This window comes from Ruminiclostridium papyrosolvens C7, from assembly GCF_000421965.1.
In the GTDB taxonomy this organism is placed as follows: domain Bacteria; phylum Bacillota; class Clostridia; order Acetivibrionales; family DSM-1351; genus Ruminiclostridium; species Ruminiclostridium papyrosolvens_A.
In genome coordinates this window covers 1-15,819 of record NZ_ATAY01000076.1, presented here as the reverse complement: position 1 = coordinate 15,819, position 15,819 = coordinate 1, and the positions used below count along the sequence as shown (strand labels likewise).

The 15,819-nt window shown below is 35.2% G+C and carries 12 protein-coding genes, 1 tRNA gene and 1 pseudogene; 7 read left to right on the top strand and 7 right to left on the bottom strand.

Annotated elements, in window-relative coordinates; all coding sequences use genetic code 11:
• Positions 1-124: 124 nt before the first annotated feature.
• Together L323_RS35555 and L323_RS35550 are read left to right on the top strand one after the other, a co-directional pair.
• On the top strand, positions 125-1,894 hold the full coding sequence (locus tag L323_RS35555) for a sensor histidine kinase (protein WP_020816448.1): 1,770 nt from the start codon (positions 125-127) through the stop codon (positions 1,892-1,894).
• The gene (locus tag L323_RS35550) at positions 1,887-3,491 is read left to right on the top strand and encodes a response regulator transcription factor (RefSeq protein WP_020816447.1); all 1,605 of its coding nucleotides are present in this window, start codon (positions 1,887-1,889) and stop codon (positions 3,489-3,491) included. The genes L323_RS35555 and L323_RS35550 overlap by 8 nt, the downstream gene beginning before the upstream one ends.
• 11 nt (positions 3,492-3,502) lie before the next feature.
• Here the strand turns inward: L323_RS35550 and L323_RS35545 are convergent, their stop codons facing one another.
• The 3 genes from L323_RS35545 to L323_RS35535 all read right to left on the bottom strand — a co-directional run bounded on the left by L323_RS35545 (position 3,503) and on the right by L323_RS35535 (position 6,707).
• On the bottom strand, positions 3,503-4,318 hold the full coding sequence (locus tag L323_RS35545; RefSeq protein ID WP_020816446.1) for a putative ABC transporter permease: 816 nt from the start codon (positions 4,316-4,318) through the stop codon (positions 3,503-3,505).
• An 84-nt stretch (positions 4,319-4,402) separates the two neighbouring features.
• A complete protein-coding gene (locus tag L323_RS35540; RefSeq protein WP_020816445.1) occupies positions 4,403-6,001 on the bottom strand; it encodes a putative ABC transporter permease subunit in 1,599 nt (532 codons plus the stop codon).
• Positions 5,994-6,707, bottom strand: coding sequence for an ABC transporter ATP-binding protein (locus L323_RS35535; RefSeq protein ID WP_020816444.1), 714 nt, complete (start codon positions 6,705-6,707; stop codon positions 5,994-5,996). The genes L323_RS35540 and L323_RS35535 overlap by 8 nt, the downstream gene beginning before the upstream one ends.
• A gap of 206 nt (positions 6,708-6,913) precedes the next feature.
• Here L323_RS35535 and L323_RS35530 point away from each other — a divergent pair, with 206 nt between their 5' ends.
• Both L323_RS35530 and L323_RS35525 read left to right on the top strand, forming a co-directional pair.
• Positions 6,914-8,200 (top strand): HD-GYP domain-containing protein, encoded by a 1,287-nt coding sequence (locus L323_RS35530; protein ID WP_020816443.1) that lies wholly within the window; start codon positions 6,914-6,916, stop codon positions 8,198-8,200.
• 186 nt (positions 8,201-8,386) lie between these two features.
• Positions 8,387-8,477 (top strand) — tRNA-Ser (locus L323_RS35525).
• A 351-nt stretch (positions 8,478-8,828) separates the two neighbouring features.
• Here the strand turns inward: L323_RS35525 and L323_RS35520 are convergent.
• Together L323_RS35520 and L323_RS35515 are read right to left on the bottom strand one after the other, a co-directional pair.
• Positions 8,829-9,566, bottom strand: a complete 738-nt coding sequence (locus L323_RS35520; protein ID WP_020816442.1) for a hypothetical protein — start codon at positions 9,564-9,566, stop codon at positions 8,829-8,831.
• Positions 9,567-9,678: 112 nt separating this feature from the next.
• Complete coding sequence (locus tag L323_RS35515) at positions 9,679-10,086, bottom strand: SHOCT domain-containing protein (protein ID WP_020816441.1); 408 nt, start codon at positions 10,084-10,086, stop codon at positions 9,679-9,681.
• A gap of 862 nt (positions 10,087-10,948) precedes the next feature.
• Between L323_RS35515 and L323_RS41140 the strand changes: the two are divergent.
• Both L323_RS41140 and L323_RS35510 read left to right on the top strand, forming a co-directional pair.
• A pseudogene (locus L323_RS41140) lies at positions 10,949-11,113 on the top strand (DUF2513 domain-containing protein); the annotation flags it as partial.
• A gap of 35 nt (positions 11,114-11,148) precedes the next feature.
• On the top strand, positions 11,149-11,535 hold the full coding sequence (locus tag L323_RS35510; RefSeq protein ID WP_020816440.1) for a helix-turn-helix domain-containing protein: 387 nt from the start codon (positions 11,149-11,151) through the stop codon (positions 11,533-11,535).
• A 439-nt stretch (positions 11,536-11,974) separates the two neighbouring features.
• Here the strand turns inward: L323_RS35510 and L323_RS35505 are convergent, their stop codons facing one another.
• Positions 11,975-12,820: a MerR family transcriptional regulator gene (locus tag L323_RS35505; protein ID WP_020816439.1), complete on the bottom strand. Its 846-nt coding sequence runs from the start codon at positions 12,818-12,820 to the stop codon at positions 11,975-11,977.
• Between the two features lie 404 nt (positions 12,821-13,224).
• Positions 13,225-13,680 carry a hypothetical protein gene (locus L323_RS35500; RefSeq protein WP_020816438.1) on the bottom strand — a complete coding sequence of 152 codons (456 nt, stop codon included), beginning with the start codon at positions 13,678-13,680 and terminating at the stop codon, positions 13,225-13,227.
• A gap of 385 nt (positions 13,681-14,065) precedes the next feature.
• Here L323_RS35500 and L323_RS35495 point away from each other — a divergent pair, with 385 nt between their 5' ends.
• Positions 14,066-15,751 carry a methyl-accepting chemotaxis protein gene (locus tag L323_RS35495; protein WP_020816437.1) on the top strand — a complete coding sequence of 562 codons (1,686 nt, stop codon included), beginning with the start codon at positions 14,066-14,068 and terminating at the stop codon, positions 15,749-15,751.
• Positions 15,752-15,819 lie beyond the last annotated feature (68 nt).

Here is a 15,819-nt window from a genome sequence, read left to right as displayed (position 1 = left end):
ATCCTATCTCCGAAATATTTGCACAATACACATAATAACGTTATGTCAATCTCTAACTTGCGTATGGTATAATAACTTGATACGCTCATTTGAAACTATTATTTGCATTTTTACGGAGTTATATATGAAATATTTAAAGCATTTTATGGAAACAGTTAAACGCATGTTTTTAAATACCTCTATAAGAAGCAAAGTGCTTATTATCTTTATGGTATTTATGCTTTTTTATGTAATAATTAGTGCGGTTATTTATGTCAATGTAATAAAGAACGAAACTCTAAGCCAGGTACGTCAGCGTTCCCATGAGACAACGGAGCTTATACGTACAAATATTAACACAATGATTGACAACGCAAATAACGTATCCAAGATGATGACTACAAGCTCACTTATTAGGTCATATCTTGAGTCGGATAAACCGTCCCGCAGCTTGTCTAAAAGTGCCAACGAGGTTATGTTCAACATCCACATAACTTTTCCAAATATTGATTCAATTTATCTTTACGACTTACATGGTTCAGGACTGAGAACCAATAAATACCTTACAGTTTCAAGCGTAGAAGATGTTAAAAAGGCACCGTGGTTTGATGAGCTTGTAAAGCTCAACGGCGGATATAAAATAGCTATAAATGCTGAAAACACCCTAAAAACATATTCCGGTAAAAATCTTGTTTCCGTAATGAGAGTTTTAAATGACCTTGACAGTCTCAATCCAATTGGAGTACTGGTATTGAACATATCACAGGACAGTATCTCAGACGTTATTAATGAAACCAGTGAAAACGGAGGTTCGTCCTTTATAATTCTGGATGCAAATAATAATCCGGTTATTAAAAACGATGGTGCCTATGAGATGTATAATCCATACCTGGGAAGAACATCGGAGAATGAGGATATAATAACCATTAACAACAAAAGATTACTGGTATTCAAGTCTGATATGCCTGATACGGGCTGGAAAATAATAAGCTGTACAAGCCTTTCTTCCAAGTGGCCTGCAATTCGGACACTGAATGTGCTGTATGTGTTGTTTATCGGAATTACTATCTTTTTATTTATAGTAGCTTCACTTTTTACCGCAAACCTCATAACCTTGCCTATTAAGAAGCTTATTAACTCAATGCAGGGTGTCGCAAATGGGGTTTTCAAACGGGTAAGCTATAACACGGGAAACGATGAAATAGGTGAACTTAAAAACAATTACAATCTGATGATTATGGAAATAAACAACCTTATAATTAAGCTCTTAGACGAAGAAAAGAAAAAGCGTAAATTTGAACTGGATGTTCTGAATGAACAAATCAAGCCCCACTTTTTATACAATACTCTTGATAATATTGCTTATCTGGCATTATCCGGTAACAACCAAACAGTATATGAAGCGGTCAATGCTCTGGGAAGCTTTTGCAGGATCAGCCTCAGCAAAGGCTCAGAAGTTATCAGCCTCGAAAATGAAGTGCATCAGATACAGAACTATCTGTTGCTTCAAAAGCTCCGGTATGGTGAGATGATTAGCGACGAATACGATATTGCCCCGGATACAAAACAGATAAAAATACTCAAAAATATACTTCAGCCGTTAGTTGAAAACAGTATATATCACGGTATCCGGCCCAGTGGCGAGCCCGGGTTTATTAAAATATCAGCACATATTAATGGAGGTTGTCTCATATTGTCCGTTGAGGATAATGGTGTTGGTATGGATGAACAGGAAATCAACAGTATTTCAGATGAAAATCTTGCAGGGAATCAAGCCAGCTTTGGGCTCAGAGGGACAATACAGCGTCTGAAGATACATTATGGCACCGATGATATATATATGGTTGAAAGCAGTAAATATTCAGGTACTAAAATAACATTGAAAATTCCTTTAGAGGAGAGTAAAGATGACTGATAAACCTTTGAAAGTTATGATAGTTGACGATGAAAGCAACACAAGGGATCTTTTAAAATTATCCATTAACTGGAATGAGCTGGGGATGGAAGCTGTTGGCGATGCCACCAGTGGGCTTGAAGCTCTTGACATGCTGGATGAGCTAACCCCTGATATAGTAATTACTGATATTCAGATGCCCTATATGGATGGATTAACCCTTAGTAAAAATATAAAGGAAAGGCATCCGGATATTTCTATTATTATTCTGACGGCACACGACGAGTTTGCTTACGCACAGAATGCAGTTTCCATAGGAGTATCCGACTTTATACTGAAGCCGATTAATAAAGATACTATTTATAAAGTTCTTTCCAAGTTGGGAAGCAGCATAAGGACTACCAGAGAACGTCTGGGAAGATTGGAGCTGTCTCACCAGTATATGCAAAGCAATATCATGGTTTTTCAGAACAAGGTTCTTAATGACCTTGTTTTAAACAGAAATTTTACCTTTCAGCCTGACGAACTTAAGATGATGGATATAAGGTTTGATACCGATTATAATTTGTATCAGGTTTCATTAATTAATGTAGGAATTGACAAAAACAAATATACCAATCTTGAAAGGCAGATGCTTCTGGAAAACTGCCGCAGTTATATTATGGATTTATACTTCAAAAGCAGCCTTGCCTATGTCTTTACAGACATTCAAAGCAATATAGTATTACTGAATAATGATAAGTCAATTTCATTAAGCGATGTTTCCGAACATGCCTCTCTTTATTTCAGAGAACATTTTTCAGCCTCTGTATCCTGCGGTATAGGCCTTGAGGTACATTCCCTTGACAATGTGTGCAAATCCTACCGTCAAGCACTTAATGCGTTAAACCTGGGTTATATTACCGGAGAAGAAATAATTTATGCTGATTCCCAGATGAGTGAAGTTGACAACGATACGGCATTTGGCCATAGTTCTCTGACTGATAATATGAAGCTTGCAATAAAGTCCGGGGCAACATCTAAGGCTCTGGAAATTACCAGAAAGGTTCTATATAACTATACAAGAGAAAATATAAATAATCTTGACGCAGTAAAGATATTTTCAATAAATATGTGTAACTATATAAAGGAGCTTCTTTCTGAAATGAAGATTCCTTTTGCAGGAACATTTTCATTATCAGGTGACTTTTTGCTGGATATTTTTAAACTTGAAAAGTACGCGGATATTGAAATTACTATTCTAGACATAATAGAAAAAGCTGCGAATATTATATCAGAGGCCCTGAATAACAAAAGCAAGTCTATTGTAGATGAAATTAAAAAATATATAGATGAAAACTATAGTGACAACAACCTTACTTTAAAGGTTGTTGCAGATAAATTTTATATTAATTCAAGCTACTTAAGCCGTATATTCAAAAAAAGTACCGGTATTACCTTCTCAGAGTACCTGACAAAGATAAGGATTGATAACGCCAAATCAATACTAAAAGAACAGAATTTCAAGGCATATCAACTGGCACAAATGATTGGAATCCCTGACCCTAACTACTTTGTAAAGTGCTTTAAAAAAGTTACGGGGATATCATTTGCCGAATATAAGCTTCAAAAGGCCTAGGAAGCATTTGATTAATGTTTTCCTCCGGCCTTTTCCCTTAATTGCCTTAACATATCTTTAAGGTGGTTAAGCTGTTCCTCGTATTTTATACTTTTCATATTAGGGAAGGCTTTAATCAAACGGTGCCCGCTGCCTCTTTTCTGACTAAGAGCCTCTAACTTCTCTCTGAACATTACATTCAGCTCGTTTCTGCCTTCCTCAGCTAAAAGCCGAAGTTTTTCAAAGCTTTTAAATAACTCACTCTCATTAAACCATTCCAGTAGTTCTCCATTCTTTTTCAGGTCCTCAGTAAACTCATACAGCTTTTTAAGTCGTTCATTGAGATTCACCAGAGTATTCACGGTAAATAGCATATCAATTGCATATGCTGCAATGAGTGCTATCCCGGATACCTTTACCCATATTTCAGGGATTAGCAAAACAAACTGGGTTATTGCTGGGTGCAGTACCTTCACCAAAACAACGCACATTATTCCGAATAAAACCGAATTTCTCAGGCATATCCGGCCGTTGAGGTTAAATCTTTTGTTAGAATAGTCCCACCATTTTGTACTGAAGAACACCTCCAGCAGCCAGCCTGTTATGTACTCCAGTATACTGGTAAGTGCAAGTCCTGCCAGAAAAATTACGGGTATACCGGATTTAGCAGGTTCCAGCAAAAAGATTACCAGCATTGCACCAAAGCCGTATACAGGACAAACAGGGCCTGCAAGAAAACCTCTGTTTACTACCCTTTTAGATAATATGGAGCAGTACACGACCTCGCAGACCCATCCTATAAAGCTGTATATAGTAAGATAGATAATGAATTCATAAAAACTGCTCATCCTGACTCCCCCAATCCGTATTACAGGACATATTTCTATAAATCCTCTTACTCAATAATATATTCTCATCCAATAAACAGTTCCTTATAATTCCTTGAACTTTTTAACGCCTACCGTACTTAAAGCTTTTATCAGTACAAATGCCAATATAGCCAAAGCAACACAAACCAGTTCCATAAACAGATTAGTATTGGAAGGCTTTATAAGAATAAAGAGAATCGCCGGAACCCCCATTATTATAACGTTGATAATCATGGTCACAAAAATACTTGCGCTTTGTTTTACTACTGCAACCTGTGAAGTCCACTCAAGTTTAGGGAAGTACAGGTTTACCAAAATACCGATAACAGGAGAAACTATACACAATAGTAACGAGAGCAAAAACAGAACAATTACTGTCTCAGCACTCATTTTAAAGGCAAATGCCACAATTACGATATTTACAATAAGTGCCGGAATAGTCAGCGTCATATTGAGGAGTATTTTACTCCAAAGTATATTTTCTACTTTTAAAGGAAGAGATTTTATTATCCAAAGGCCTTTCCCCTCAAGAGATATTGATGCTGCGGTAACAAAGGTGAAACTGATACAGAATGCAAAAACCAGAGCAATCACCGGTGCTACATATGAACCGGCCATTGGAAGTTCCAACATCATTGCAACCTTGTCCTTGCCAAAAACAGCAACTGCCAGTGAAAAGACCAGCATCATTATTACACCCACTGCAGTATTGGTTACATATATATACGAAGACAGATAGAATCTCAATTCCTTGATATACAGTGCTTTCATAACACCCGAAGCCTTTAGCGTTGTGACCTTGTAGTTGGATGCCTTGTATTTTTCAGACATTCTGGAGTTGATAGTTTTAAAACCTCTGGAGAATATAAAAATAAATGCTCCGAAAACCGCCGCACTAACCAGTAAAAAGGCTGCAAGATACAGAATATTTGTGTTGCTTAAAGCTTTAATATACAGGTTCGTCCAGAAAAGAGCCTTTATCACACCGGATATTGCCGGAATAGCACTCTGGACCTGCTCCTGATTAATTCCGGTAATCATGTTGGGCAGAACCATAAATGCAATAATAATAACAAAGGTGCCTATCAACATTAAAACGTTAGTGGATCTGAACTTTGAGGATATACGTCCCAGTATATACGCTAAAGCAGCACCTATGGATATTGGAATAAGGGGAACAAACAATGTTGCCACAGCAACAAATACATAGTATATTAGCCCACCGTGAGTGTTTATCCCGTAAATGACCAGTGAAGGGATTCCAACAAGTACACTTATGGCAAGGTTTGAAAGATAAACAAAAATCATCTTGCTTGCCAGTACTGCCGATGGTTTTACAGGCAGGGACATAAGTAAATCAAAATCCCTGAAAGAAAACAGATATCCCGGTATTTTATATATACTCATAAAAAGTGAGAACATAGTAGTTGACAAGATAGAGCTTCCTATAAGCAGTTCCAGTGAATTCAATTCTACAAGAACCTTACCAAGGGGGTAGTATAACATAAACATAGTGAAAGTCAGCATACAAAAAGCGTACACTATAAGTAAACCCAGCAGTGCAGTCTTTACCTTTTCAGCACCGGATTTTGATTTCAGTGCCTTGTTTATTCCCCAGGAATTAATTATGTTTGCTTTAATTAAAAAAAATACACTATTCATTATCTATCAACTCCAAAAATAATTGCTCAAGTGAGCTGTTTCCTCTTACTGTGTCAGTTTCACCGCTGGTAATAAGCTTGCCGTCCTTTATAATGGCTATCTTGTTACAGAGCTTTTCCGCAACCTCTAAAACATGTGTTGAAAAGAAAATAGCACTCCCCTGCCTGCATTTTTCTTTCATCAACTCTTTAAGAGTGTGTGCTGCCTTTGGGTCAAGTCCAACAAAGGGTTCATCCATTATATACAGGCTTGGGTTATGAACCAGTGCCGAAATAATAGCAAGCTTTTGCTTCATTCCATGAGAGTAAGAGGAAATCAAATCTCCCAGGCTTCCCGTAAGTTCCAACATGTCTGCGTACTCTTTGATAGATTTTTCCCTATCCTTTGCCGGAATAAAGAAAACATCCGCAATAAAATTAAGATATTGTATTCCTGTCATATTTTCATAAAGGTCTGGATTATCAGGTATATACGCAATCATCCTTTTACATTCCAGTGGGTCTGTTTTTATGGATTTGCCTCCTATACGAATATCTCCTTCGGAGAATTCAAGAATACCAGTAACACACTTTATGGTAGTTGTCTTTCCTGCACCATTGTGTCCTATAAATCCATATATATCACCTTTCTGAATTTCCAATGTCAAATTGTCTACTGCCTTTTTACCGCCTTTATACGTTTTGGATAAATTACTTATTGTAAGCATAATTTCACCTTTCATATAAGTTTTTAATATTATAAGAATTATACTATATTTTACTTAAATTATTAACTATAAATTGCTTAATTATTGCTACTTGAAGAAATATTTTGAAATTTTTAGATTTTTTTGTTTTCTTTTGTCATATTTTGTTGTAATATATTATTAGAACGGCAAATTGTATCATTTTTCTACATATTTTGAGGTATAAAATGGATCAATACATACCGATTATAGATATTGTTATAGCCCTATCGAGTGCTATAGATTTGATAAACCCTAATATTTCAAATCATCACAAGAGAGTTGCATATATCTCTTATTGTATCGCTAAAGAAATGGGTTATTCGGAGAATGAGATTAAGGATTTAGTACTGGCCGGATTGCTTCATGATTGCGGCGCAGTTAATTTGTTTGAAAGGAGTTCCATCTTTGAGTTTGAATTTGGGAATTCCTATTCCAACAGGCATTCCCATGGGTATAAAGGATGGTTTATCCTTCGGGACGCAGCGGAGTTACGATCAGCTGCCGATATTATAAAATATCACCATGTATTTTGGAAAGAAATATCTCACAAGCGCTTTCAATCCTGCAAGATACCAAAATTCAGTCATATCCTCCATTTAGCAGACAGAATTGATATACTGATAAATCCTAACCAGGAAATCTTGCAGCAGAAAAAATATATAAACAAAATGATTCGCAACGGCAAAGATACAATGTTTATGCCTGCAGCAGTTGATGCGTTTGAGAACATTGCCTCAAAACCTTATTTTTGGTTCGACATTACCGGATCCTATCTTGAGGATCTTATACGCAAAATAATGTCACCATACAAGGTCTATATTAATAGTGAGCTTTTAATTCAATATGCAAATATCGCACACAGAATTATAGATTTCAGAAGTAAATTTACCGCTACCCACTCAATAGGTGTAGCTGCAAGTGCAAGTGCTTTGGCCTCCAAGCTGGGTTTTTCTGCTTGCGACAGCAGACTGATGCATTCGGCGGGGCTTATGCATGATTTGGGGAAACTGTGTATCCCGGAGAGTATTCTAGAAAAACCCGGGCCCTTAGACCACTATGAATTCAATCTTATGAAGGCACATACATATCATACCTACCGGATACTGGATTCAATTCCTGGTTTGGGAAAAGTGCGTGACTGGGCAGCATTCCACCATGAAAAGCTTGATGGTACGGGCTATCCCTTTGGTTTGGACTCAAGCAGTCTTGACCTGGGTTCCAGAATACTGGCCGTAAGCGACATGTTTACAGCTCTTACGGAAGAAAGACCATACCGACGTGCCATGTCCCTTAAAGACACGGTTAAGCTTATTAATGAAGTAAGTACTCTTGATTATGATGTAAAGTATTGTCTCAACCAAAACATTGAGGAAATAAACGAGATAAGACGTACCTCTCAGGAGATTGTTTTCCAGAGTTGTAATGAAATCTTTCCAGAGTTTGATGAAGAACTTAATCTTCACGCATTGTAATTTTATAACTGTAAGCAATTAAAAATTAACATACATACTCCTTAGGACTTGTTTAAAGCAAGTCCATTTTTTTTGAAAAATATTGTTAACATATTACAAATAATACAGTTTACTTTTTTGTTGACATTCAGCATGACCTAATGTAAAATAAAAAGGCAGTTTAAAAGCTGAACTGAATATTTTTATGGAGAGATGGCTGAGCTGGTCTAAGGCGCACGACTGGAAATCGTGTGTGGGGTAACACTCACCGAGGGTTCGAATCCCTCTCTCTCCGCCACGGCGCTTGTGTTTTCTGCGGAAAACACAAGCGTTTTTTTTACCAAAAACGCGAAGCGCCTTACGGGGGGAGACCAGTCTCCCCCCGTAAGCCCCTCTGGCCTCCCGGCGGGGGTATATGGAAAGAGATTGAAATTTGTAATGGAGTAAGCGGTGGGCGACATCGTTGGGCTGAATATTTATGATGGAATGTATACGCCAAAACAAGGGCTTTCAGGATATTATTCTGAGAGCCCTTGTTCATTTCTGTGACAAAAATGTGACTTCTGAGATGCTTAATTTTTTGTTTTACATCAAATCAGTACGCGCGATTTTTTAATGAATTTTCACTGCTTATTTTAAGATTGATTTTTTACTTTAATGCTTTAAGTTCTTCTTTACTAATCTTTAAGGTGTTTTCCGCAAAAGTTCGTACACCTGTCGATGAAGGACTATTACGAGAATAAGCATCTTTACCTGACGGATATAATTTACCATCATAAGCCCCAATAATATCAAACAAAGGTTCATTGAAGTCTTTCAAAAATCCACTGGTATCTCCGACAAAAAGAAGAACATCATCATCTTTTTCTAAAGGGAAAAATCCATCAGTGCCGACAACAACATTGTAGTCATCAGGGATACTATCATCACCTACTTCAAAAGACTTTGGAGTAATATTACATTCTTTTTTATATTCTCCATAAGTAGTTCTACCTCCAATTTCAACAACTGATACCGTATCACCTACACTTAAATTACCTTTAAACACCTCTGTTAATTTAAGTTTTGATAATGTGTAAAGCGTATTATTTTGAAAAACCGGCTGTGATGAAATACATACACCAGTAAACACATAAGGTGCTATTTTTAAAGATTTCAAATCAGAGTACTCTTTAATTCGGTCTAAAGAAGTTGAAATGTATCGAGTTTTCTTCTCATCAGCATTTGTATTTTTTGATACTTCGTTTACTTTGCCTTTTGAAGCTACCGTGGTTGTTTTTCCACTTGGAGATATTTCGGATGTTCCTATATTAGAAGAACAACCTACTACAAGAGAAATGCCTAATGCAACCACTAAGAAAGCACTTAATAACCCATTTTTATTCATTTTATTTCCTCCTTTATGCTCCATAATTTTATAGCCTTCTAACATCAGTGTTGATGTAATAAGCAAATCATTTATCTTTTAACATCCATATTCACATTTTATCTAGCAATACTTATTTCTTGTCTGAGAATTCTTGCTCAGTTAATATACCCTCATCTTTTAGTTTTGCAAGTTCCCTTATTTGGTCTATTGCATTAGTACATTTACTTTCATTAACAACTTTAGTCAAGATAGCATTAGTTTGAATAGCATTTACAATACTATAATCTTTTCCCGGGATTAGTTGATTTAAAATATCGAAGTCCTTGTAATTAAAGGACAATGAGTGTTTTACTTTATTGTCCTCAAAAAAATTGAGGAATGTTTCCCTATTATCATAGGTAATCAATTCTGACTTTATAGGGTCTGTTTTCTTTCTACTACCAATTACTGCACCTGCTCCCCCTGCAATTACTCCACCAACTACCACACCACCAATGGAACTACCGTCACCACCACCAGTGATTTTATTTTCATGCACAATTTCACCTCTTGCTACGTAATATTCTATTCTATCAAGTGGAACTTTAAAAAATAGTTACATTCTGTAATTTGTTCATAAAATATTCTGGATATCAGTGTCTTAAGGGATGCTAGGAAAAAAATTCAAGCTATTATCATTGAGCCAAACATACCAATTCCCACTATCAAAGCACTTCGTCTTATTGGATAATATAATGACTTTTTTATTACTGGGGATACTATATTTGATTATTTTTTGATTTATAAGTTCATTATGTTTTACTTTTATTTCATTGTTGTCTTCTTCAGTATACCTACATAAGCATACTCTCCGCGTTTTTTAAATTCTATTGTTTTTTCCATTTTGTTCTAAGTAACTAGTATGTATGAAATAACTTTTAAAACCACAAGTGCAGGAATGATTTTGGACATGATACTGCAATAGTCTTTTTCGATTCTCCTAGAAAAATGAAATCACTTAGCATGGTAGCACCTCTGATTAGTGTTTTTTGCATTTATTGTATGCTAAATGTAAATACATTTTAATAATATGTAAAAAAATAAAAGGAATATAGATATCGTATGGTATGTCGAGAAAATGCCTATTTGCCAAGGAGTTAGAGCATTTGCCTTAAGTTAAGTTTTTTAAGCAATCTCTACACTGTAGTAATATCAGCACTTCCATACCACCAAAAAACAAGCATATCGAATCGTTCAGTAGCATTGATATTAGTACAGATGTGATATAAAATAATGTAAAAAATTACAATAAACAGTTTATATTAAAGAGACCAACTATGAAAAAAACATATGGATTTGATTAGATATATCCTTTTATCAATTGAGGATAAATATATTGATTCTAGTTCCTTACATGGGAATGGCATGATTTTTTAGACAAAATTAGAGATAACTCTACATGGAATAAACCTAAACATGTTATAAGTGATAAAGGTTTACCCATGATTATTGATACAGTTAAGCAAATATCGTCAGCAATAATTAAAGAAGACACAATTGCTGCGATAAAAGTATTAACATCATAAGAAATGTAGATTCTGTTTTAAAGGAGACTATTCATATGAATGATTATAATAACATTCTAGAGAGTACTATGCTACTTAGTCAGAAGTTAATAAATACGTTGCTTGAGCATCAAGATTTAAATGGGTTCTGCAATATTACTCAAAATGAATTAGCTAAAAAACTTGGAATATCACAAATATATGTTTCAAAACTCATCAAAAAATTAGCATCTACTGATAATTGTATTGAAATTATTACAAGAGGAAAATATTTAGTACATCATAATGATTTATTAAACTATGGTATATATGCTAAAACATTAAAATTTATGAAAGAGATTGTAGAAAACCCAGAAATAGTGAAATTATCATATCATAAACAAGCTGAACTATTTAATATGACTATCAAAGAAATTCAAATAGCTTATGGTTATATTAGATAAATACATCATTCTAACAAATCTTCTAAAATATTTTGAAATTTTCTAACCATAATGGCATATGTGTTTGAAAATAAATACATAAATGAAAGCCTCAAGCAAGGCTTAAATAAAGGGTTTGAATAATGAAAGATATAGTTAAATAATCTTAAATAATAAATGAAACGTAACTCTGGAACTCGTGTGTGGGGTAACACTCACCGCGGGTTCGAATCCCTCTCTCTCCGCCACTCAGGAATTATAAGAACACTATTTATTTTAACCGCGGGTTCGCTGTGACAGTGTTTTTATAATTCAAAGCTGAAAAGAGTGGTTAAGGTTTATACCTTGCCACTCTTTCTGTTTTAAAAATGTTCTGGCTTTTATAGTGAAGAAAATCAATCTATACGACTAGGAAGACGACTTGTTTTAGCAAACTACAGCGAGCGCCTATTAACAGATCCTACTTGATTGGTACTTGCATCTCAGTTATATACTCATCAGGATTATTAGTAGCCCAGTCGCCTTTATGATATATCTCCCTAATTGGACCGTCAGCTTGATAGCTATTTTGTTTCATCCACTCAAAAAGCATATCAAAAGTTTTACTAATCGTTGAAAAAGAACCATGGTGAACAATACATGCCATCTTTTCAACTAATGGAAGCTCATATACTTGAACTTCTCCATTGCCTATAAATGATTTTGTAACAGGTTCAGCTACTTCCACATCAAGGTTTTGGTCATCGTACATGATATTACATTGCTTCAAATCCCACCAGCCTGAATGATAAAGCATTAAGCAGGGAATTGTGCGTTTAACACCTTGTTCTTCAATGTAACTGTTTACTGCTGGCCACATTTTTTCAAGATTTTCGTCAAACCCTTTTCTGGGAAATATCTTGCGAATTGAAGCTATAAGGATTGGTTCTACTTTTTTAATTGATATCTCGTTCATTTGGGGAATACCTCCATTCTTTATCATAAAAATATTAGTATGGAGACGTTCAAGCCTGCTGTATTGATCGGATAAAGCGGTTTCAAGAGATTTGGCTTTGTTTTCAAGCATTTCTAGCAGTAAAGTCACAGAAACATCGTTTTTCGAGACATTTGCAATTTCATCCAATGAAAAGCCAGCGTCCTTTAACGCAAGTATTTTATTAACTGTTACCAGTTGTGAAGCATCATAGTGTCTATACCCGGTAAACTTATCAATTGATAATGGAATAAGGATTTTTAACTTTTCATAATGATACAATGTATCTGCAGATAGACCACACAATTTTGAGAACTCACCAATTTTAAACATAAAACCATCTCCCAACAGACTTTACAGGTGTGCACCCCTGACGTCTGTTTATAGATTACATCTTTGGGTTACCCAAGAGTCAATATGTTTTTCAATGAAAATATAAATTTGGTTCTACATTGGTGATTTACAATGCCAACACAGAAAACATTTGTACTTTTCATCAATATAACACGAAAAATAACTGCTTTCAATGTGTTACATATCCATATTCCTAATTTCATAGGAATAATCATCGGCCGAGCGAACAGTGTCAGGATTACCGTATAAATGTTTTATTGAATCCTTTTTGTTAACAAAAGATAAACTTCGTCTTATGTCATATGGAAGGTTTATGTTGTCAGGTATTTTCTTATATTATTGATAATTATCTGTATTTTCCCGGTTAAAAGTTTGCGAAATTTTTAAAGCATCCTGCTATGTTTTTGCCGGAGCAGAAATAATTGTACCTTTATGCTTAAGTTATTTACCTCAATATTAATGGACTTAAAGCTATCATTTATCCGAATTGTCCCCAGCATTTCAAGTACAGGTTTTCCGTTAATAACAGTTGTATAAGTAAGTGAACCAATACCATTCCTAATTTTAGGTTCAAACCTGATTGGAATTAACTCATACTTCTTTGTAAAGTCATATCCGTCAATAGCAATAACACCTTTATAAACTGGTTTGCTAAATATGCCATTATATAACTTACCTTTGATTTTTATTTTTAGGTCTTTTGTACAAACATTATCTTTTGTGAAATATTGAACTGCAGGGTACTCTAAGCTAATAGTTTTTGGTGCACGTGACCATATAAATATAGCTACAGATATAGATAAAAGTAACAAAATAGTAATGTAAATTTTCATTTTCATACTTTATAACCCTCTCTCCTATTTCTCCACTTGTTGTACAGTTTGAATTAGGCACGCATATGCTTATTCTGAAACTAATTTTAAATATTGAGGAATATGGTAATTCACGCACATATTACCATTTAAATACTTTTAGTGTCAATGCGAATCGAGCTGACTTTGTATTATGCAAGAGGTAATATTAACCACTACGAAATATGGTACGCCTTAAATATCAGGTTGGGGGATGAAATCGTGTGTGTTAACACTCTCTTATATTTTCTAGTAATATTTTCCCATTAACCCAAAACATCAAATCGGTTAACATAATGTATATATTTGCCGATAATCACTTTGAAGCTTTATCTTCACAGACAAAAAAATTATGCCTTATGGAGGAACGCCAATGTCAGTAGCAAAAAAACTCATCACAAGTTATGTATTAGTATTATTATTAATGGCAGGAATCGTTGGAACAAGCTTTTATGCAACTCGCTCCTTGAAAATGCAGGCAGAAAACCTTATAACAGATGCTATTCCGATAGGTTATGCGGCAGATGGATTATTAACAGCATTAGTTAATGAGGAAACTGGAGTACGTGGGTATCTTGTATCAGGAGATGAAAAGTTTCTTGATCCATACAATTTAGGGAAAAGTGATATTAGAATAAAATTAAAAGAAATTGAGTCTAGGCTAGACAATCACCCGATTATGGCAGAGCTTATAGCAGAAGCTGAACCGAAGATTGACGCTATTGAAAAATATTTTGATTCACAGATTTCCCTTGTAAAGCAGGGGAAATTGGAAGAGGCGCGCGCAAAAGCTGGGGATGGCAAACAGCTGTTTGACAGCTATCGTGAATCTCATGATAAAATCAAAAAGGATATAGACAAGTTAACAAATGATGCTTGGAACGATGTTATAAATGTGCAAAACAAGAGCAACATTCTTATTGCAATAATTAGCATAATTGCAGTGCTTATTACCATAATAACATCGTACCTATTGATCAAGAGCATATCAACACCTGTAAAGAAAGTTACAAACACACTGCACCGAATATCAGAGGGAGACTTAACCGTTGATACTTTGAATATTAAAAGTAAGGATGAAATCGGCGTATTGGTAACTTCTTTAAATAAAATGGTTACAAATATGAGAGATATACTATCAAAAGTAAGTGACGTTTCAACACAAGTTGCAGCTTCTTCAGAAGAATTAACCGCCAGTGCCGAACAATGTACAAAAGCAAATGAGCAGATTGCTGAAGCTACTCAAAAAAGTGCTTCAGGGGCGGAGGAACAGTTAGAAAGCATCCAGCATTCAACCGATACAATAAAGGAAATGTCAACGAACATACAGCAAATTTCTGCAAATAGCAAAGAGATGTATACTTTGTCGGATAAGGCTTTTTCAGCATCCGAGCATGGATTTATCACAGTAAATGACGTTGTGGCACAAATGAATGATATAACATCAACCGTTAGTGAATCTGAAACTGTAATCAGAAAGTTGGGAGAACGTTCAAAAGAAATTGGAAACATTGTTGAAATTATTACAGGCATTACAGAACAGACAAATCTTCTGGCGCTAAATGCAGCAATCGAAGCAGCCCGTGCAGGTGAGCAAGGTAATGGATTTGCTGTTGTTGCGGAGGAGATTCGAAAGCTTGCTGAACAATCTAAAATATCAGCCACACAAATAGCTCAATTTGTCAAGGAAATTCAAAGTGAAACAGAAAATGCTGTCATATCAATTAATAAAGGGAATGAGAAGGTTAAAGATGGGTTTGCAAAAACGCAGCATGTTGCTGAAACATTTCAAGCTATTAAAGACGATGTCACAAATGTGAATAGTAAGGTTAAGGATGTAATGGCCTCTTTAGAACTTGTTTCATCCCAGAGTCATGCAATCGTCTCAATTTCCGAGACAATTAAAAAAGCGGCAGAAGAAGGGGCAATATTAAGTCAGGAAAATTCTGCTGCAAATGAGGAACAGGTTGCAACAATGGAAGAAATAACATCTTCCGCACAATCATTAGCGGAACTGGCTGATGAGTTGCAGTCCTCAATATCAATTTTTAGAATTTAACTTGTATACATAAGCAGAAGAGTCACGGGATTAAATTAATCCAGTGACTCTTTGTCTTATGATTTTAT